The sequence below is a fragment of the Rhizobium brockwellii genome, from assembly GCF_000769405.2.
In the GTDB taxonomy this organism is placed as follows: Bacteria; Pseudomonadota; Alphaproteobacteria; order Rhizobiales; family Rhizobiaceae; genus Rhizobium; species Rhizobium brockwellii.
Map to the genome: position 1 here is coordinate 249512 of NZ_CP053441.1, position 17603 is coordinate 267114.

Here is a 17603-nt window from a genome sequence, read left to right on the forward strand (position 1 = left end):
ACATTTCGCGGGTTGCTAGTCGGATTGAGCCGACCAGATGAGGTTCTGTTTTCAATATCACCGGAAATTCAGGATGTGGCGACGGCCGTGAGCGTGCTCAGCGCGAGCGGTTGCTCGAGAAGTCATTCCGCCGCGAGACTGGAACAACAAGCATCAGCCCGAGTTTGACCTCCTGAACCCAGGAGGTCACGATGCCGAATTATCCCACACCGCCTTTCCCATCCCAGAAACAGCCGATGCCAGGTTTTACCGCGCAGATGGACCCTGTTCCCGACCATGGCGAAAAGAGCTATCGCGGTTCCGAGCGGCTGAAGGGCAAGCGGGCGATCATCACCGGCGGCGATAGCGGCATTGGCCGGGCTGTGGCAATCGCCTATGCCAGGGAAGGTGCCGATCTGGTGCTCTCCTATCTTGACGAGGATGAGGATGCCGATGAGACGAAACGGCTCGTCGAGCAGGCCGGCCGCAAGGCTATCCTCGTCAGCGGCGACATCCAGGATCCCGCCCACTGCAGACAGATCGTCGAGACGGCGGTCAGGGAGCTCGGTGGAATCGACATTCTCGTCAACAACGCCGCGCATCAGGCAAGCTTCAAGAGCATTGACGAGATCAGCGACGAGGAGTGGGAACTGACCTTCAAGGTCAACATCCATTCGATGTTCTACCTGACCAAGGCAGCCGTCGCCCATATGAAACCCGGCAGCGCCATCATCAATACGGCCTCGATCAATTCGGACAGTCCGAACCCGACGCTGCTTGCCTATGCGACGACCAAGGGGGCGATTCAGAATTTCACCGCTGGCCTTGCCCAGCTTCTGGCCGAGAAAGGCATTCGCGCCAATTCGGTGGCGCCCGGGCCAATCTGGACGCCGCTTATCCCTTCGACACTGCCTGAAGAAAGCGTCAGCAATTTCGGCAAACAGGTGCCGATGAAACGGCCGGGACAGCCCGCCGAGCTTGCGACAGCCTACGTGATGCTGGCCGATCCCTTGTCGAGCTATGTCTCCGGCACGACAATCGCGGTTACCGGCGGCAAGCCTATACTCTAAAGCGCGTCGCGATCGTTCAGATTCACTCCGTGCGCTTTAGTTCTTGTTTCTACGCTTGCCGTTGTCGCAAAACCGCTCAACACTTTTGCGCGACATGCTTAAAGCGGCAAGGGCCGCCGTCTGGTTTTGACGGCAGCCCTTGACGGGGGCAGGGAGAGATCCCCAAGCTGTTTAGGTGGCTTCTTCAGCCGAAGCAGGGCACTGCCGGCAGATTGGCGCGGCTTGCGAGTGCTCCGATCATATTGCCCATCGAAGTCGAGCGCGGTTCGCGTTTGCGGGCGGCCGTCTCCAGGAGTTGCTTGAAGTCTTCAAGCTTCACGCCGTCGGCGCGCAACACCATGGCGATCAGGGGGTCGCGAAGGGCTTCGGATATAGTCAGGTCGTCTCTGGTCTTTGTCATGGTTGTCCTCCTTTCGTGGGCGGTAGCCCGTGTTCCACTTTCCGCCGCCATGCCCTCGGCATTGACTTTCGCGTTTCGTGGTGTTACCGGTAAGTAACAATGCATTTGTTACCGATCGGTCACATTGATGTCAAGGACTACGTCCGCAAAAAAATCAGAAACTTCGAATGAAATCTCCGCAGCCGTTCCAGAAGATCGCATCCCGCCGCGGGAGCGTATCGTCTCGACCGCCTCGGAGCTTTTCCGCGAGCGCGGCATTCGCGGCATCGGCGTCGATGCCATTGCCGACGCGGCTCTGACCAACAAGATGACGCTCTACCGGCATTTCGGCTCGAAGGACGAACTCGTCTGCGAAACGCTACGCCGCGCCTCTGAAAAGGCGGGTGCCATCTGGCGCGATCTGGAAGCGGCCTATCCCGGCAATCCGCGCGCCCAGCTGGACGCCTGGGTGGAGATGCGGGCGCAATGTCTGAACGGCGAGCCCGCCGGCTGCGATCTCGCCAATGCCGCCATCGAGCTGAAGGGCGAGGGCCATCCGGCCCACGAAATGATCGAGCGGCACAAGGCCGAACAGCGTGATCGCCTGGCCGCGCTCTGTTCGGCGGCCGGCGCGCGCGAACCCCAGCTTCTTGCCGATACGTTGACGCTGCTGCTCGAAGGCGCGCGCGTCAGCCGCCAGGCTATGGGCGCTGCCGGTTGCTGCGGTCATTTCGCCAAGGCCTGCCACGCGGCGATCGCTTCTTTCGCCTGACCACCGCAAGTGTGTGGGAGGGGAACCTTACCGCTTCCATGCCGTTTTTAAACTAACCCGAGGGCGATGTGGAGGCAGGGAGATGAACTACGTCTATCTCAAACGCCTATATGCCAAACGCGCCGAGCTCGAAGCCAAGCTGGAGCTCCATGATGCGCGCTATTGTTTCGGCGAGGAAGAGGTCGATGACGGCACCGACAGCGATCTGCGTCAGCGGTTGAGCGAAATTTCCGAGGAAATTGCTACGCTGGAGAGCAGGCCGGGCCGATAACTGTTTCATTTGGGAACGGGTTCAGATTTCAGGCCGGCCTGGCCTAAAATCATTCTGTGCTGGCGCTGAGGATTTCCATGGTCCGATCGTCGAATTTTCCCTGATAGAAATGCTCGATCACCTGGTGGAAGGGCGAACCATGGTCGCTGATCGCGGCAAACAAGGTCATCGACGAGCGCAGCTTGAAGTCGTCGGGTGAGCCCAGGATTTCGTGCGCCGATCGCCCGTTCACCGATAGGATCGCCTCGACGCAACGTAGCAGCCGGCTTGAGAGAATAGGATCGGCGAGATAGGCGGCTGCTTCCTCCGCCGAGCGGATCGCATATTTTTCGGCCATCGCCGACGTACCGAGACCGGCGACCTGCGGGAAGATGAACCACATCCAGTGGGAGGTCTTGCGCCCGGCTTTCAGCTCTAGGAGCGCTTGTTCGTAGACGCCGTTCTGGGCGTCGATGAAGCGGTGAAGCTTGTAGTCGATGTCGCCGGCCATGGTCCTTTTCCCTTTTCCTGCTGTCAATGCAGCCTGGGCCAAGGTTTCCACGCCCGGCAATCTACAGCGCCGCGCGTCTTTCAGACGCGTAAAGGACGCTGTAGCACTTTGAATGACTGCATAATTTCATCCTTAAATCGGTTCCGATTTAAGGAATTATGCAGTGGTTTCGCTGTCAGCAGACCCTCTCAGCGTAGGGGCTGCTATCGCGGCAATGGCCGTAGGCCGGATGCGGCGGAATGTTATCGCCGGCCGGGGCGGCAATGGCCGATGTCGTCATCGGGTCCGTATTGCCGGAAGAATATGCGGCAAAACCCGCAAAGCTCAAGAGAACCAGCGCTCCGACCACGACAATGCGCTCGAAGGCCGAAAGTTTCTGGGCGCTGACATGATCCACATAATCGCGCTCGCCTAAACCGGCGGTTTCGTCCTCTTTTACATGGAGGGTCACCATATCCTGGCGACGGCTTAAAGTTTCACAATCTGTCATTTCAATTACTCCTGCAACACATGCGGCGCAGGTCTCTTTAGGGCAAACTCTCACCCTCGTGCCGAACCGCTTCCGCATGCGAGCAGCATGTGTGTCTTCGATCGTGGCAATTGAAGGGGCGATCTTCAAACGCAGTGTTCAAAAAATCGTACCAATAAATGCAAAATATCGTGAAGCTCTGGTTCACCGGAATGATCCGGGGTAGTCCAGAGAGGAACATCTCTCTTCTGGATAGTCCCATGAGCAAATCCTTCGGCGCGATGTCGGTCGCGCAGCTTTCCGTCCTCATTCAAGGTGGCGCGGTCGATCCGGTCGAGGTGACCGAGGCGGTTTTCGATTCCATCGCGAATTATGCCGACAAGGCGGTTTTCACCACACTGCTCGAAAGCCGGGCGATGGAGGAGGCGCACGCCTCTTCGCGACGTCTGCGGGAAGGGCGCTCGCTTGGATTGCTGGACGGCATTCCGATTGCCTGGAAGGATCTTTTCGACATTGAAGGTCTGCCCACGACGGCGGGTTCCGTCGTTCTGGCCAAGGATATGCCGGCCAAGCGCGATGCGGCTGTCGTCGCTTTGCTCAGGCAGGCGGGCATGGTCGCCGTCGGGCGCACAAACATGAGCGAGTTCGCCTTTTCCGGCCTCGGCATCAATCCGCATTACGGCACACCGATAAATCCGCGAAGCACCGATCTCCCGCGTATTCCGGGCGGCTCGTCCTCGGGCGCCGGTGTCGTCGTCGCGGCCGGGCTGGTGCCGGTCGCTATGGGCACCGATACCGGCGGCTCGGTGCGCATTCCCGCCGCCTTCAATGGTATCGTCGGCTATAAGGCGACGCGCGGCCGCCACGCGATGGCAGGCGTCTATCCGCTAGCAAAGAGCCTGGATTCGCTCGGACCGCTCTGCCGCAGCGTCAGGGACGCGGTCTGGATCGACGCGGCGATGCGCGGCCTGACGGCGCCTGAAGTCGCTCAGCATCCCCTGCAAGGGCTGGAACTGATCGTGCCTGAAAATATCGTCTTCGACGGAGCGGAACCCGGCGTCGTCGCTGCATTCGAGGCAGCTTTGGAACGTCTTCAAAAGGCCGGCGCCCATGTTGCCCGCATCGTCATCCCCGCCTTCGACGAGATATTCGATCTGATGACGAGATATGGTCCGCTGGTGACGGCGGAGGCTTTCGCACTTCACCGCGAACGCTTGGCTGGACCGGACGCGGACAGGATGGATCACCGTGTCGTCATGCGTACCCGTCTCGGAAACAAGACGACGCTGCCCGATTACCTGGCAATCCTCGATGCGCGCAGCCGCCTGATCGCCGATGTCGAGCGCCTCGTCGGCGACCGGCTGCTCGCTTTTCCGACTGTCGCCCATGTCGCTCCGCCGATCGGGCCGCTGGAGCAGGATGACGAGCTGTTCTTCGCGACGAATAACAAGACGTTGCGCAACACTGCACTCGGCAATTTCCTCGACTGGTGCGGCGTTTCCATTCCCTGCGGCACCGGCGAGGCTGGCATGCCTGTTGGACTGCTGCTTTCGGCCACGGCCCATCGCGATGAGGCGCTGTTGGGGATTGCTCTTGCCGTCGAGCCGGTCATACGCGGCGATTTTGCCTGATTGCAATTGAACCGCCGGGATTTAGTTGCCATTGATGGCATGAGGAGATCCCGGAGGAAAGCAAGTGCAGGTTTTGCAAAACGGACGTTTCGCGGTTTCGACATGGTCGCTGCATCGGCTGCTCGGCGCCGTTCATGCCTATAGCCCCGATCCCGACAAAAGTGCCGCGCCTAAGGAACCCTATGGTGCCGGTGCTGCGGCGCTGATCGATGTTCCGGCGGCGCTCTCGGCGCGTGGCATCAACCGGTTGGAGGTCTGTTCCTTCCATCTGCCGAGCCTCGACGCGGCCTATATAAGCGAATTGCGTGATGCGATGGCGGCCTCGAACGTGTTGTTCCAGACGCTGCTCGTCGAGGACGGTGATCCGAGCCATCCTGAGACAGCCGAACGCGATGTCGAATGGATGGCGGAGTGGATCGACTTCGCCGCAGCCCTTGGCGCGCAGAGGATGCGCGTCATTGCCGGCAAGCAGAAGCCGACGGAAGAAAATCTCACCCGCGCTGCCCGCCATCTTAACTGGCTGGCCGGAAAGGCGGAAGGCAGCGGCGTGCGTGTCGTCGTCGAGAATTGGTTCGACCTGCTGCCGTCACCGGTCGAGATGAACTGGCTGCTGGACCGGCTGGACGGCAAGGTCGGGCTCAACGGCGACCTTGGCAACTGGGCGTCGCCGGCCAAATATGAAGGCCTGGCCGACATCATGGGCCGGGCGGAAATCTGCCATGCCAAGGCCGATTACGGCGTCGCCGGCCTCGATGCCGAGGATTACCGCACGTGCCTGGAGATGTGCGAGAGAGCCGGTTACGACGGCCCCTTCACGCTGATCTATGACTCGCCCTTCTTCCCTGATGAATGGGACGGCATCTTGCTGCAGAAGGCGTTCATCGAGGACTTCCTGCGCGAGGCGCCGGCGCGCAAGACGGCTTAAATCAGAAGCGCTTCTTGCTCATTCCTAGAGCATGATGCCGAAAAGTGTGAGCGGTTTTCGGACGACATCATGCTCTAACTATATAATGTAGAACAGGATTCAGATTTTAGGCCGACCGGGCCTAAAATCATCCTGTTCTAGCGCGGGAACCTTTGGTTTTCCTCCAGCACGTTCAGATCCATGTGGTTGCGCATATAGCGCTCCGAGGCCTTCTGCAGCGGCTGGTAGTCCCATGGATAATAGGCCCCGTTGCGCAGCGCCGCATAGACCACCCAGCGGCGCGCCTGGCTTTCGCGCACGGCCGCGTCGAAAGCGGAAAGGTTCCAGCGTCGGCCAGCCTGTTCGACAAGGCTTGCCAAGATCTCGGCATGGGCCGGGTCGGCCGCCAGATTGTCGAGTTCTTGGGGATCGGCCTCGAGATTAAACAGCATCGGCGGGTCCTTCTCGCAGAGCGAGAGTTTGTATCGTCCGTCTCGGATACAGACGAGCGGCGCCTCGGAACCCTCTGCGGCATATTCCATCGGCACCGGGCTGCGGTCGCCGGTGCCTTCGGCAAGCGCAGCCAGATCCTCGCCCTCGGTCCACGGCTTCAGCGAGGCGATATCGATCCCGGCAAGACCTGCGAGCGTCGGCGTCACGTCGAGAGTGGAGACAGGCTGGTCGATCCGCCTGGGCTTCCAGCCGGGTGCCGCGATCATCAGCGGAACGCGGGCCGATCCTTCGAAGAAGTTCATCTTGAACCAGAGGCCGCGATCGCCGAGCATGTCGCCATGGTCGGAGGCAAAGAGGATGATCGTGTTTTCAGCCATGCGGCTCCGTTCGAGGACGCCGAGAATGTCGCCGATCTTGTCGTCGACATAGGAAATATTGGCGAAATAGCCCCGCCTTGCCCGCCTGATCTGCTCATCGCTGATGTCGAAAGCGTCGTGGTCGCAGGCTTTCATCAGACGCTGCGAATGCGGGTCCTGCCGCTCGAAGGCAATCGGCGAAACCACCGGGTCCAGTGCCGGGCAATCCTCATAGAGGTCCCAGAATTTGCGGCGCGCGACATAGGGGTCGTGCGGATGGGTGAAGCTGACTGTCAGGCACCAGGGGCGCTCGTCATGGCCGCGCGACAGATCGAACAGCTTGCGGGCGGCGTGGTAGGCGACCTCGTCGTCATATTCCATCTGGTTGGTGATTTCGGCAATACCGGCGCCGGTGACCGAACCCAGATTGTGATACCACCAGTCTATGCGCTCGCCGGGCTTGCCATAATCGGGCGTCCAGCCGAAGTCGGCCGGGTAGATGTCCGTCGTCAGGCGCTCCTCGAAGCCATGCAACTGGTCGGGGCCGACGAAGTGCATCTTGCCGGACAGCGCCGTCTGGTATCCGGCGGCGCGCAGATGATGCGCATAGGTCGGAATGTCGGAGGCAAATTCCGCCGCATTGTCATAGACGCGGGTTCGGCTCGGCAACTGCCCGGACATGAAGGAGGCCCGCGCCGGTGCGCAGAGCGGGCTTGCCGTATAGGCGTTGGTGAAACGTACGGAGCGCTCCGCCAATGATTTCAGATGCGGCGCATGCAGAAAATCGGCGGGGCCATCGGGAAAGAAAGTGCCATTCAACTGATCGACCATCAGGATGAGGATATTCGGACGCGCCATGTGAAATTTCTCCTGTGGTCTCAGATGCCGGGGAAGGTCCGATGAGGGACGTCGCCGACTGCTATTTGCAGATCTTATCAAGGCCAGTATCATAGTGCCTGTAAAGCTGGCTTTTTTCGATGGCTGCCAAAAGGAATTTTTATGCCAGACCGCCGGCCTGAGCTGGGATGGATGCGCATCTTCGCGGAGGTCGCAAGGCTCGGCAGCTTTTCGGCTGCGGCGGCAGTTCTCGGCCTTACACAGCCTGCCGTCAGTTATCAGATTCGGCGGCTGGAAGAGCAGTTCGGCGTTGCCCTGCTGCGCCGCCAGCACCGCGGCGTCGAGTTGACCGCGGAGGGAGAGCGGCTTTTCCAGGTCGCCGCCAAGACGGTCGGTGATATCGATTCCCTGGCGCGCAGTTTCCGCACTGAGGCTCAAAGGCCGGTGGTCAGGCTGAGAACCGACTATGCCTTTTCAGCGCTTTGGCTGATCCCGCGCATGCACGGCTTTCGCCTGCTTCACCCCGAAACGGATATACAGATCGTCGCGACCCAAAGGCTTGAACCCGGCTTTCGTGACGACGCGGATGTGGTGGTGGTCTTCGGCACAAAGGCGGAATTCGGCGCTATCGGATCGCTTCTGCTGCAGGAAAAGGTCGTGCCCGTCTGTACGCGAGGCTTTCTCGATCGCAACGGCCCGTTCGACGATCCGCAGCAGCTTGCCAAGGCGATCCTGATTCATCTCGACTCGCCGATGCCATCGCCGTGGTTCGACTGGCGAAGCTATCTTGCCGAATTCTCCGTTACTCGCGATCTCCATGCCGGCCGCGGCGATGTCAGCTTCAACACCTACTCGCTGGTCATCCAGGCCGCCCTCAGCGAGCAGGGCGTAGCGATCGGCTGGATGGGGCTGGTCGATACGCTTCTCTCCACACATATGCTGGTGGAAGCCGGGCCGCCGCTCGAGGCCTGGGACCGCGGTTACTGGCTGATACCGCCGCGATCGGCAAATGTTGATAGCGAGAGGCTCAGCACCTGGCTGGTGGATGAAGTCGGCAGGACCTGACATTCGGACCTAGGCCGGCGCGTCATCGCATCCGGAATATGTTCGCGTTCAGGAGAGAAGCCTTGTCATGACCGACGCCGATCGACATTGTGGCATCGATTCATAGGGAAGGGCCGAAGCATGTCGCGAACCGTCGGATACGTCGTTGGACTGCTCATGATCCTCTTGGGACTGATCTGGATCGCACAGGGAAGCGGTTATTTTCCCTATCCCTCATCCAGCTTCATGATCAACCAAAGCATCTGGGTTCTCTGGGGGAGCATCATGGCTGTCGCGGGGATCGCCGTGACGGTCATTATTTCACGGCTGCGCCGGAGAGGATGAGCCGGCAACCCCTGCATGGCTTTGAGGAGTTCGACATCGAAGAATTCCCCGAGGTGAAATATCTGGCCGCTGGCGGCCTGTCGAATTGAGGAGAATGGCATGAGCGCAGCTGAAATCGACGGCTTTGCGGACCGGATCAGGCAGCACCGGGGCGGCATGATCTCCGCCTGGATCGGTATTCCGGACGCCACGCTCGCCAACCACCTGGCGCAGGAGGCCTTCGACGCCATCGTGCTGGATATGCAGCACGGCATGTGGGACATGCCGTCGGCCGCGAACGCCGTCGCCCAGGTGCGGCTTGCAGGCAAGCCGGCGCTGGCGCGTATACCGGTCGGTGATTTCGCGTCCGCCTCGCGCCTGCTCGATGCCGGCGCCTCCGGCATCATCGCGCCGATGATCAATTCGGCCGAAGACGCGCAAGCCTTCGTCAAGACCACCAAATACCCGCCTCTCGGTGACCGCAGCTGGGGACCGTCGCTGGCGCTCAACCATACCGGCCTGTCGGCCGATGATTATCTGAAGAACGCCAATGCGCTCACCGTCGCCATCGCCATGGTCGAGACCCGGGCAGCACTCGAGGCGATCGACGACATTCTCGGCGTTGCCGGCATCGATGGCATTTTCATCGGTCCCTCCGACCTTTCGATCGCACTCTCGAACGGCGACCAGGTGGCGCCGAACGCCGCCGAGATCGACAGCGCCATGCAGCATGCGGTTTCGCGCTGCCGCGCCCACGGCAAATTCGCCTGCGCCTTCGCCGGCGACGGCGAACGGGCTGGCGAGCTGCTGAAATTCGGTTTCGATCTGGTCATTGCCGGTGCGGAGACCGCGCAACTGCGCTCCGGCGCCCGGCGCGCCATCAATGCCGCCCGCCGGATCGCTTCGGCTTGAACGTCATTTCACCGGCTTGACGGCCAGCCAGATGACGTGGCGGGCGCCGCCGCGTTTGCCGTTGGCGCGCGTGTTGACCGCGTCGACTGCAAAACCGCTGTCCTTGAGACGTCGCGTGAAATCGGGGTCCGGACCGGACGACCAGACGGCGAGCACGCCGCCGGGGCGCAGCGCGTGGCTGGCGGCGCGAAGGCCGGCAAAATCGTAGAGCCGGTCGTTGGATTTGCGGGTCAGGCCATCAGGGCCGTTATCGACATCGAGCAGGATCGCATTATAGGCGCCCTTGCCGGCGCGGATCGCTTCGCCGACATCGCCCTGATGGATGCCGACCCGCGGATCGTCGAGACAGCCCTGGAAGACCTCGGCCATCGGCCCGCGTGCCCAGGCGATCACGGCCGGCACCAGTTCGGCGACGGTGACGCCGGCATCTTCCGGGAGGACGGCGAGAGCGGCGCGCAGGGTAAAACCCATGCCGAGCCCACCGATCAAGATCCTTGGCTTCGGGTGCGACTTGATGCGATCCCAGGAAAGGGTCGCCAGCGCTTCCTCCGAACCGCTGAGGCGGCTGTTCATCAACTCGTTGGCGCCGAGCATGATCGAGAACTCGCCGCCGCGCTGCTTCAGCCGCAGTTCGCCGTTTTCACCGGGAATGGTCGCGGAATCGAGCTGGATCCAGGGCAGCATGACGGCTTCGCCTCATATGAAAGAGACCGTCCCCTAGCATAGGGCGCTAGATGAGGCCAGCAAGCCGGCCTCAGATCATCCGCATGAAATGATCCTGCTCGAATTCGACGATGTCGTCCTGCGGCACGGCCGAACGGCGGCGGATATCTTCCACCTCGTCGGGCCTCAGCCGGGCCTTCGGGTCGTCGAAGCGGACGTTCGGATCGGGCACGGCCGAGAGCAGCAGCCTTGTATAGGGATGCAGCGGATTGTCGATCACCTTGGCGACGCTGCCCCATTCGACGATCTGGCCAGCATACATCACGGCGATGTCCTCGGCGACATAACGGGCGGTGGCGATATCATGGGTGATGTAAAACAGGCCGAGATTCAGCTCCCGCTTCATTTCGTTCAACAGGTTCAGCACGCCGAGGCGCACCGAGACGTCGAGCATCGAGGTCGGTTCGTCGGCGACGATCACCTCCGGCTTGACGGCCAAGGCGCGAGCGATGTTGACGCGCTGGCGCTGGCCACCGGAGAGTTCATGCGGATATTTCGGCGCGACGAGATCGGGATCGAGCCTGACGCGCTGCAACAGTTCACGGACCGCGACGTCGATCTCGGGCCCCTTGATCTCCGGGCGGTGCAGCTTCAGCGGCCGCCGGAGATGATGGGCGATGGTGTGGGCAGGGTTCAGCGAGGCGAAGGGGTCCTGGAAGATCATCTGCACCGAGCGGCGGTAACGGGCGATCTCGGCGGATTTCGCCGCTTCGACAGGCCGGCCCTTGTAGAGAATCCGGCCCGATGTCGGCAGATATTCGCGCATCGCCATGCGGGCGCAGGTGGTCTTGCCACTGCCGGATTCGCCGACCAGCGCCAGCGCCCGACCGGCATGCAGCGAAAACGAGATGGCGCGCGCCGCATGGACGGCCGCGGAACCATGGCCGAAAGTCTTGGTCACCTGGTCGAGTGCGAGAATGGCGTCCGTCATAACAGCACTCCTCCATGCAGCGAGGGGAAGGAGGCCCAAAGCTTCTTCGTGTAGTCATGCTCAGGCGTCCTGTAGATCGCTTCGGCCGTGTTCTGCTCCACCAGCTGGCCGGCGAGCATGATGCCGATGCGGTCGCAGAACTGCACCATCAGCCCGAGATCATGGGTGATGAACAGCACGGAAAAGCCGAAGCTGCGGCGCAGTTCGTTGATGCGCTGCAGGATTTCGCGTTGGACGACCACATCGAGCGCCGTCGTCGGCTCGTCCATGACGACGAGCTTCGGATCGAGCGCCATGCAGATGGCGATGACGATGCGCTGGCGCATGCCGCCGGAAAACTGGTGCGGATAGTCGCGCATGCGATCCGGCGCGATGTCGACGAGCGTCAGCATCTCGGCGGTGCGCTCGCGGGCTTCCGTGCGGCTCATGCCTTTGTGGGTCCGCAGCATGTCGTAGAATTGCGCCTCGATGCGCAGCACCGGGTTCAGCGAGTTCATGGCGCTCTGGAACACCATGGCAACCTCGCGCCAGCGGAAGGCGCTGAGCGCTTGCCGGTCGAGGCCGAGCACGTCGCGGCCGTCGAGCAGGATGCGGCTCTCCTTGCGGATCAGCGCCGGCGGCTTGTGCAGGCGGCTGATGGCAAAAGCGATGGTGCTCTTGCCGCAGCCGGATTCGCCGGCAAGGCCGAAGACCTCGCCGGGCGCGACATCGAAGCTGACGTCGTTGACGGCGCGGAAATCCTTCTCCTCTCCGATATAGTCGATGGTGAGGTTCCTCACCGAAAGCAGCGGCTGCGTCACAGGCGGCCCTCCCCTGTTCGAACGAGCAGGGACCAGCGCTTCAGGTGATTGCCGGTGCGCAGCCGCGGATTGGCGATCTCGTCGACGGCGAAATTCAGCAATGACATGCCGATGCCGAGGAAGGCGAGTGCGAAGCAGGGGGTGAGGATATCCCACCAGGCGCCGACCGAAAGGGCCGAGGCTTTCTGTGCATTGTAGAGCATGGTGCCCCAGGAGATCGCTCTTGGATCTCCGAGGCCGAGGAATTCCAGCGTCGCTTCGGTGATGATCGCGAAGATGACGCTGCCGATGAAATTGATGCCGACGATAGATATCACGTTGGGAAAGATCTCGAATGTCATGATGCGCCATTGCGGCTCACCCATCATCTCGGCCGATTTGACGAAATCCTTCTGCTTGACGGAGAGCGTTTCGGCGCGGGTGACGCGTGCGCCCCAGGCCCAGGAGGTGGCGCCGAGGATGAGGGCGATGACGAGGGGGCTCGCCTGGCCGATGAAGGCGGCAAGCACGAGCAGCAGCGGCAGGTTGGGAACGACCAGCACCATATTGGTGAAGAAGCTGATGATCTCGTCGGTCTTGCCACCGCGATAGCCGGAGATGATGCCGAGCGCGGTGCCGACGAGGGTGATCAGCAGGCCGGCGCCGAAGCCGACGGCAAGCGAGGTGCGGGCGCCGTAGATCAGCCGGGCGAAGACATCCTGGCCGATGCGGGTGGTGCCGAGAATATGGTCGAGCGACGGCGGCTGGTGCGGTCGTCCGGTGCGGGCGGCGGGATCGTACTGCGTCAGCAGCGGCGCTGCGATCGCGACGAGGACGATGAAGGCGATGATGACGAGACCGACGAGCGCCTTGCGGTTTCGAAGCAGGGTCTTCATCTCACGCTCCCTTCAGCCGCGGGTCGAGCATCACATAGCTGACGTCGACGATAAAATTGGCGATCAGCATGGTTGCGGTCATGATGAGGAGCTGGCCCTGGATGACGGGATAGTCGCGGGCGAGGATCGCCTGGTAGAGAATGTTGCCGAGGCCGGGATAGTTATAGACTACCTCCGTCACCAGCGAGCCGCCGAGGATGGTGCCGATGGCGATGGCAAGGCTGGAGACGGTCGGCAACAGGGCGTTGCGCGCCGCGTACCAGAGCATCACATGCCGGTCCGAAAGGCCCTTGGCGCGGGCCATGACGATATAGTCCTCGCCGAGCAGGTTGATCATGTTGTTGCGCATGGTGACGGTGAAGCCGCCGATCAGCACGGTGCAGAGCGTCACCATCGGCAGGATGCCGTGATAGGCGAGGCTGCCGATATATTGCAGGCTGAAGGCCGGATCGAGCGATGGGTCGGCGGCATAGCCGTTCGGAAACCAGCCGAGCGTGAAGCCGAAGATGAAGAGCACGATCAGCGAGGTAACGACGGCCGGCACCGAGGTTGCGAAGATCGCGCCGACGGAGACGATGACATCGAACTTGCTGCCGCGGCGCCAGGCGGCGACGATGCCGAGGAAGGTACCGAGCGCGAAGCTGACGATCGTCGCCGTGCCCATCAGGCCGACGGTCCAGACGAGTGCATGGCCGAGCACCGAGGTGACCGGCAGCGGGAAATATTTGATCGAGCGGCCGAGATCGCCGGTGAAGATGCTGCCGAGATAGGTGAGGTATTGTTGCCAGAGCGGACCGTCGACGAAGCCGAAGGTGAGCTTCAGCGCCTGCAGGCTTTCCGGCGGCAATTCGGTGCCGGCGCTCGAGAACATGATCTGCACCGGATCCCCCGGCATCAGGCGCGGCAGGAAGAAATTGATCGTCGCTGCCGCGATGAAGGCTGCCATGTAGAAGACGAGGCGGCGAAGCAGGAAAGCCATGGGAACTCCGTCGTGACGGAAGCGGCGCTTTACGCCGCTCCCGAGGATTGCGATGCTTACTTGACCGGCTCGAGGGCCAGGAGGTTCAGCAGGCGTGCCGGATTGGTCCGCGAGATCGACGGATTGACGAAGGGGTTTTCCTTGGTCGACCAGCCGGTGAAGCGCTTGGTGTTGTACTGATACCAGTTCGGATTGTTGAACACCGGAATCAAAGGCATGTTTTCGGCGACGATGCGCTGCGCCTTGTTCATCGCGTCCTTTTGCTTGGCTAGATCGGCGGTCTGGGTGAACTCGGTGACGAGTTTTTCGACCTCCGGGTTGAACCAGCGCTGCGCGGTGAAGCGGGTCTTGCCCTTGTCCGAAGCACTGAAGGCGCGCTTGTAGGGGTAATAGGGCGAAGCCGATGCCGGCAGGCTGTTGATCGCCGCATCGAAGGTGCCGTTGATGAGGTTGCCGGTCCAGACGGCTTCCTCCGGCGTTTCGATCTTGGCGTCGATGCCGACCGCCTGCATGCCTTCGACGGCGAGGTTGACGGTGTCGATCCAGTCGGTCCAGGCGCTCGGGACGATAATCGAGAAGGAGATCTTGGTGCCGTCGGGATTGTCGCGGAAACCGTCGCCGTCCTTGTCCTTGTAGCCCGCCTCGTCGAGCATGGCCTTGGCGGCATCGGCATCATAGGTTGCGAATTTGCCGAAGTCGGCCTTGGCGGAGGGGTCCGCCCAGCTCTTGTAGAGCTCGCCCATCAGGCCGGGATCTTCGTTCAGCGTCGGATAGCCGTAGCCGGCGACGTCGATCATCGTCTTGCGGTCGAGCGCCATCGAGACGGCCCGGCGGAACTTCAGATCGTTGAAGGCCTTCTTGTTGTTCTCGTTCGCCGTTTCCAGGTTGAACAGGAAGGCGACCATGCTGCTTGGCGAATACCAGTAGTGGAAATGCGCCGGATCCTTGGAAACATAGACATTGTCGATATCGGGAATGAAGGAGACGCCCCAGTCGAGCGTGCCGTCGGCCGTTGCCGTCAGCATCTGGTTGTTGTCGGCAAGCTGCGGGAAGCGCATGCAATCGACCTTCAGGTGCTCGTTATCCCAGTAGTTCGGGTTGCGGCACTGATCGTAGGTCTGGCCGGTGAAACGAGGCACCTCCGTTAGCGGGCCGCTGCCGACCGGGGTCTCGTTGGCGAAGGTGACCGGATCGGCGACGTCCTTCCAGACATGTTCCGGAACGATCGGCAGCTGCGAGATCTGCTCGGCCGCAAGCGAGCTCGGATTGGCGAGCGTGAAACGTACCGTCTGGCCGTCGACGGCCTGGACATCGGTGATGAAGGTCCAGATGCTGACGAAGTCGAGCGCCGGGAACTTCTTCAGGTAATCATAGGTGAACTTGACGTCGGCTGCGGTCAGCGGCTTACCATCCGACCATTTCAGGTTCGGGCGCAGCTTGAAATCGATGCTCTTCAGGTCGTCGGAGAGTTTGAAGCTTTCAGCCAGGCGATAGACCGGCTTGTTGCTGTCGAAGCGATTGAAGACGACCAGCGGCTCGTAGATGAAGTCGAGCGTGGACTGGCGCGACGACGTCTGGTTGAACGGATTGAAGTTGCGAACCCAGGTCGTCGCCGGTTCGATATTCACTGTGAGGATCGTCTGCGCCACGGCGGATCCCGAAAGCAGCGTCAGTGCTGCGGCTGCAAGAAGATATTTTTTCATGTCTTATTCCCCTTTTCTTATCCGGTGAGAGATGACGTGCCGGTCAGGAGACCAGCGCGCTTGCAAACATGTCTTCGACTTCTGCATGGGCAGCGCGGACATCGATCTTGAGATTGCCGAGGCGAGCCTTGCCGGCGGCGATGCGCTTGAGGGCGGCTTCCGTCAGCGGGCGGGCGGCCTTGGCGGCAGCTTCGCTTTCCGGGATGTCGCCGTGGCTGTGGAGCGCGATGTCGAAGCCTGCGTCGAGCACCTGTTTGACGCGTTCGGGCAGGGTGCCGGAGAGCGACTGCATGAAGATGCAGTCTGATATCAGCACGCCCTCATAGCCCATCTCCTTGCGGATCACCTCGTGCATAACAGGCGAGACGGACGCCGGCAGCGCGGCGTCATAGGCCGAGTAGACGACATGGGCGACCATCGCCCAGGGCGTATCCTTCAGCGCCACGAAGGGTTTGAAATCGGTCGCGGTGAGCGTCTCGCGGCTGGCGTCGACCACCGGACGCTCTTTGTGGGAGTCGAGCGTCGCGCGGCCATGGCCGGGAATGTGCTTGATAACAGGCATGTTGCCGGTCTCGAGCAGGCCATCGACCACCTCGCGGCCGAGGGCAGCGATGAAATCGGGATCAGGGCCGAAGGAGCGGGCGCCGATGACCGCGCTCGTCGTCTCGAAGACGAGGTCGAGAACGGGCGAGCAGCCGCTGGAAAGGCCGAGTTCCGTCATCATCGCGCCCATGGCCCGGGAGGAAAGGCGCAATGCTTTTTTGCCGAGATCGAAATCACGGCGCGCAAGTTCGGCAAACTGGCCGAAGCTGCGGAAGAGCGGCCAGGGGCCGGCATCGAGATGCTGGACGCGGCCGCCTTCCTGGTCGGTGAAGACAGGCGCGTCGTCGCGGCCGACGGCTTCGCGGAAGCGGTCGATCAGCCGCCTCGTCTGCTCCGGCTCGCGCTGATTGCGCCGGCCGACGAACAGGCCGAGTGGATTGGTTTCGCGAAAGAGGGCGAATTCATCATCCGAAATAGTGGGATTTGGAAGGCCGACGAAAAGAGCGAGCGGGGTCGAGGACAATTCTGTAACTCCGGGATCAGATGGTCATTTCGGCGTGCTTCTCAGCATGCCTTCGTAGATGCCCTTGTCGGGGGCGGGGATGACGGTTGCGCCTGCGGTCTTGGCGTAGAAATCGACCGGGCCGGCATCGCCGATGAAGGCATAGGCGTGGCCGAGCGTTTTCATGGTCTGAAGGCAGGCGGAAAAAAGGGCGAGCCCGATGCCTTTGCCGCGCGCTTGCGGGTCGACGCCGGTCGGGCCGAAGAAGCCCCGCGCCGTCGTGTCATAACAGGCAAAGCCCAGCAGCTTGCCGCCTTCGACTGATATCAGGCAGGCGACTGGCTGGCGAGAGAAGGCGACTGTGACTTCGCTTGCCCAGTTCTCGCTGAACTGTTCGCGAACCCAGTTGGCGATGAGATGCAGTTCCGGGGGGGAGGGCCGGACGGATGGAGACGCCGACATGGTCGGCCTTCTGTTTCAGGTCGGCGAGCTCAGTGGAGTATAAGCTCACAAGCAGGTCTGGCACCTGTCATTCCTCCAGTTATTCCGTTATTGCGGAATGTATCCCCTTTTAGTGTCATAGACTTGGCCATCTGGCCGGGCTTGTCAACAGGGTTTTTCAAAGGGGCAAAGGGACGACCCGCCGCTGCCCCGGC

The 17603-nt window shown here is 61.6% G+C and carries 19 protein-coding genes and 1 pseudogene; 8 read left to right on the top strand and 12 right to left on the bottom strand.

The annotated features are described in order from the left end of the window. Nucleotides 1-191 precede the first annotated feature (191 nt). A complete protein-coding gene (locus RLCC275e_RS29265) occupies nucleotides 192-1049 on the top strand; it encodes an SDR family oxidoreductase (protein WP_033183642.1) in 858 nt (285 codons plus the stop codon). A 184-nt stretch (nucleotides 1050-1233) separates the two neighbouring features. Here RLCC275e_RS29265 and RLCC275e_RS29270 read toward each other — a convergent pair whose 3' ends face one another. Further along, complete coding sequence (locus RLCC275e_RS29270; RefSeq protein WP_033183641.1) at nucleotides 1234-1449, bottom strand: hypothetical protein; 216 nt, start codon at nucleotides 1447-1449, stop codon at nucleotides 1234-1236. Between the two features lie 127 nt (nucleotides 1450-1576). Between RLCC275e_RS29270 and RLCC275e_RS29275 the strand changes: the two genes are divergently transcribed. Both RLCC275e_RS29275 and RLCC275e_RS29280 read left to right on the top strand, forming a co-directional pair. Next, nucleotides 1577-2200, top strand: a complete 624-nt coding sequence (locus RLCC275e_RS29275) for a TetR/AcrR family transcriptional regulator (protein ID WP_033183640.1) — start codon at nucleotides 1577-1579, stop codon at nucleotides 2198-2200. Between the two features lie 82 nt (nucleotides 2201-2282). Beyond that, a complete protein-coding gene (locus tag RLCC275e_RS29280) occupies nucleotides 2283-2471 on the top strand; it encodes a hypothetical protein (RefSeq protein ID WP_003547852.1) in 189 nt (62 codons plus the stop codon). Between the two features lie 49 nt (nucleotides 2472-2520). Here the strand turns inward: RLCC275e_RS29280 and RLCC275e_RS29285 are convergent, their stop codons facing one another. Further along, a complete protein-coding gene (locus RLCC275e_RS29285; RefSeq protein ID WP_033183639.1) occupies nucleotides 2521-2961 on the bottom strand; it encodes a DUF1810 domain-containing protein in 441 nt (146 codons plus the stop codon). 175 nt (nucleotides 2962-3136) lie between these two features. Next, nucleotides 3137-3415: a hypothetical protein gene (locus tag RLCC275e_RS29290; RefSeq protein ID WP_033183638.1), complete on the bottom strand. Its 279-nt coding sequence runs from the start codon at nucleotides 3413-3415 to the stop codon at nucleotides 3137-3139. Between the two features lie 275 nt (nucleotides 3416-3690). Here RLCC275e_RS29290 and RLCC275e_RS29295 point away from each other — a divergent pair, with 275 nt between their 5' ends. Together RLCC275e_RS29295 and RLCC275e_RS29300 are read left to right on the top strand one after the other, a co-directional pair. Beyond that, nucleotides 3691-5061, top strand: coding sequence for an amidase (locus RLCC275e_RS29295; RefSeq protein WP_033183637.1), 1371 nt, complete (start codon nucleotides 3691-3693; stop codon nucleotides 5059-5061). A 64-nt stretch (nucleotides 5062-5125) separates the two neighbouring features. After that, on the top strand, nucleotides 5126-5986 hold the full coding sequence (locus tag RLCC275e_RS29300) for a sugar phosphate isomerase/epimerase family protein (RefSeq protein WP_130708099.1): 861 nt from the start codon (nucleotides 5126-5128) through the stop codon (nucleotides 5984-5986). A gap of 137 nt (nucleotides 5987-6123) precedes the next feature. Here the strand turns inward: RLCC275e_RS29300 and betC are convergent, their stop codons facing one another. After that, on the bottom strand, nucleotides 6124-7632 hold the full coding sequence (gene betC, locus RLCC275e_RS29305; protein WP_033183636.1) for a choline-sulfatase: 1509 nt from the start codon (nucleotides 7630-7632) through the stop codon (nucleotides 6124-6126). A 141-nt stretch (nucleotides 7633-7773) separates the two neighbouring features. Between betC and RLCC275e_RS29310 the strand changes: the two genes are divergently transcribed. From RLCC275e_RS29310 to RLCC275e_RS29320, 3 genes are all read left to right on the top strand, one after another. Then, nucleotides 7774-8676: a choline sulfate utilization transcriptional regulator gene (locus RLCC275e_RS29310; protein ID WP_033183635.1), complete on the top strand. Its 903-nt coding sequence runs from the start codon at nucleotides 7774-7776 to the stop codon at nucleotides 8674-8676. 120 nt (nucleotides 8677-8796) lie between these two features. Then, nucleotides 8797-9000, top strand: coding sequence for a hypothetical protein (locus tag RLCC275e_RS29315; RefSeq protein WP_033183634.1), 204 nt, complete (start codon nucleotides 8797-8799; stop codon nucleotides 8998-9000). 99 nt (nucleotides 9001-9099) lie between these two features. Continuing rightward, complete coding sequence (locus RLCC275e_RS29320) at nucleotides 9100-9891, top strand: HpcH/HpaI aldolase family protein (protein WP_033183633.1); 792 nt, start codon at nucleotides 9100-9102, stop codon at nucleotides 9889-9891. Between the two features lie 3 nt (nucleotides 9892-9894). Here the strand turns inward: RLCC275e_RS29320 and RLCC275e_RS29325 are convergent, their stop codons facing one another. From RLCC275e_RS29325 to RLCC275e_RS29360, 8 genes and pseudogenes are all read right to left on the bottom strand, one after another. Further along, nucleotides 9895-10575 (bottom strand): spermidine synthase, encoded by a 681-nt coding sequence (locus RLCC275e_RS29325; RefSeq protein ID WP_033183632.1) that lies wholly within the window; start codon nucleotides 10573-10575, stop codon nucleotides 9895-9897. A gap of 70 nt (nucleotides 10576-10645) precedes the next feature. Beyond that, entirely contained in the window at nucleotides 10646-11545 is a 900-nt protein-coding gene (locus RLCC275e_RS29330) for an ABC transporter ATP-binding protein (protein WP_033183631.1), read from the bottom strand. Next, nucleotides 11542-12345, bottom strand: a complete 804-nt coding sequence (locus RLCC275e_RS29335) for an ABC transporter ATP-binding protein (RefSeq protein WP_130708098.1) — start codon at nucleotides 12343-12345, stop codon at nucleotides 11542-11544. Before RLCC275e_RS29335 ends, RLCC275e_RS29330 begins: the two co-directional genes overlap by 4 nt. Continuing rightward, nucleotides 12342-13220, bottom strand: a complete 879-nt coding sequence (locus RLCC275e_RS29340) for an ABC transporter permease (RefSeq protein ID WP_033183630.1) — start codon at nucleotides 13218-13220, stop codon at nucleotides 12342-12344. The genes RLCC275e_RS29335 and RLCC275e_RS29340 overlap by 4 nt, the downstream gene beginning before the upstream one ends. Before the next feature lies 1 nt (nucleotide 13221). Then, entirely contained in the window at nucleotides 13222-14199 is a 978-nt protein-coding gene (locus RLCC275e_RS29345; protein WP_033183629.1) for an ABC transporter permease, read from the bottom strand. A 56-nt stretch (nucleotides 14200-14255) separates the two neighbouring features. Next, on the bottom strand, nucleotides 14256-15902 hold the full coding sequence (locus tag RLCC275e_RS29350; protein WP_130712269.1) for an ABC transporter substrate-binding protein: 1647 nt from the start codon (nucleotides 15900-15902) through the stop codon (nucleotides 14256-14258). 43 nt (nucleotides 15903-15945) lie between these two features. Then, entirely contained in the window at nucleotides 15946-16968 is a 1023-nt protein-coding gene (locus tag RLCC275e_RS29355; protein ID WP_033183627.1) for a glycoside hydrolase family 3 N-terminal domain-containing protein, read from the bottom strand. Between the two features lie 24 nt (nucleotides 16969-16992). After that, a pseudogene (locus RLCC275e_RS29360) lies at nucleotides 16993-17473 on the bottom strand (GNAT family N-acetyltransferase). Nucleotides 17474-17603 lie beyond the last annotated feature (130 nt).

Coding starts and splice junctions, on each gene's coding strand:
- RLCC275e_RS29265 (WP_033183642.1), top strand. CDS start 192: ATGCCGAATTATCCCACACCGCCTTTCCCATCCCAGAAACAGCCGATG.
- RLCC275e_RS29270 (WP_033183641.1), bottom strand. CDS start 1,449: ATGACAAAGACCAGAGACGACCTGACTATATCCGAAGCCCTTCGCGAC.
- RLCC275e_RS29275 (WP_033183640.1), top strand. CDS start 1,577: ATGTCAAGGACTACGTCCGCAAAAAAATCAGAAACTTCGAATGAAATC.
- RLCC275e_RS29280 (WP_003547852.1), top strand. CDS start 2,283: ATGAACTACGTCTATCTCAAACGCCTATATGCCAAACGCGCCGAGCTC.
- RLCC275e_RS29285 (WP_033183639.1), bottom strand. CDS start 2,961: ATGGCCGGCGACATCGACTACAAGCTTCACCGCTTCATCGACGCCCAG.
- RLCC275e_RS29290 (WP_033183638.1), bottom strand. CDS start 3,415: ATGGTGACCCTCCATGTAAAAGAGGACGAAACCGCCGGTTTAGGCGAG.
- RLCC275e_RS29295 (WP_033183637.1), top strand. CDS start 3,691: ATGAGCAAATCCTTCGGCGCGATGTCGGTCGCGCAGCTTTCCGTCCTC.
- betC (WP_033183636.1), bottom strand. CDS start 7,632: ATGGCGCGTCCGAATATCCTCATCCTGATGGTCGATCAGTTGAATGGC.
- RLCC275e_RS29310 (WP_033183635.1), top strand. CDS start 7,774: ATGCCAGACCGCCGGCCTGAGCTGGGATGGATGCGCATCTTCGCGGAG.
- RLCC275e_RS29315 (WP_033183634.1), top strand. CDS start 8,797: ATGTCGCGAACCGTCGGATACGTCGTTGGACTGCTCATGATCCTCTTG.
- RLCC275e_RS29320 (WP_033183633.1), top strand. CDS start 9,100: ATGAGCGCAGCTGAAATCGACGGCTTTGCGGACCGGATCAGGCAGCAC.
- RLCC275e_RS29325 (WP_033183632.1), bottom strand. CDS start 10,575: ATGCTGCCCTGGATCCAGCTCGATTCCGCGACCATTCCCGGTGAAAAC.
- RLCC275e_RS29330 (WP_033183631.1), bottom strand. CDS start 11,545: ATGACGGACGCCATTCTCGCACTCGACCAGGTGACCAAGACTTTCGGC.
- RLCC275e_RS29340 (WP_033183630.1), bottom strand. CDS start 13,220: ATGAAGACCCTGCTTCGAAACCGCAAGGCGCTCGTCGGTCTCGTCATC.
- RLCC275e_RS29345 (WP_033183629.1), bottom strand. CDS start 14,199: ATGGCTTTCCTGCTTCGCCGCCTCGTCTTCTACATGGCAGCCTTCATC.
- RLCC275e_RS29350 (WP_130712269.1), bottom strand. CDS start 15,902: ATGAAAAAATATCTTCTTGCAGCCGCAGCACTGACGCTGCTTTCGGGA.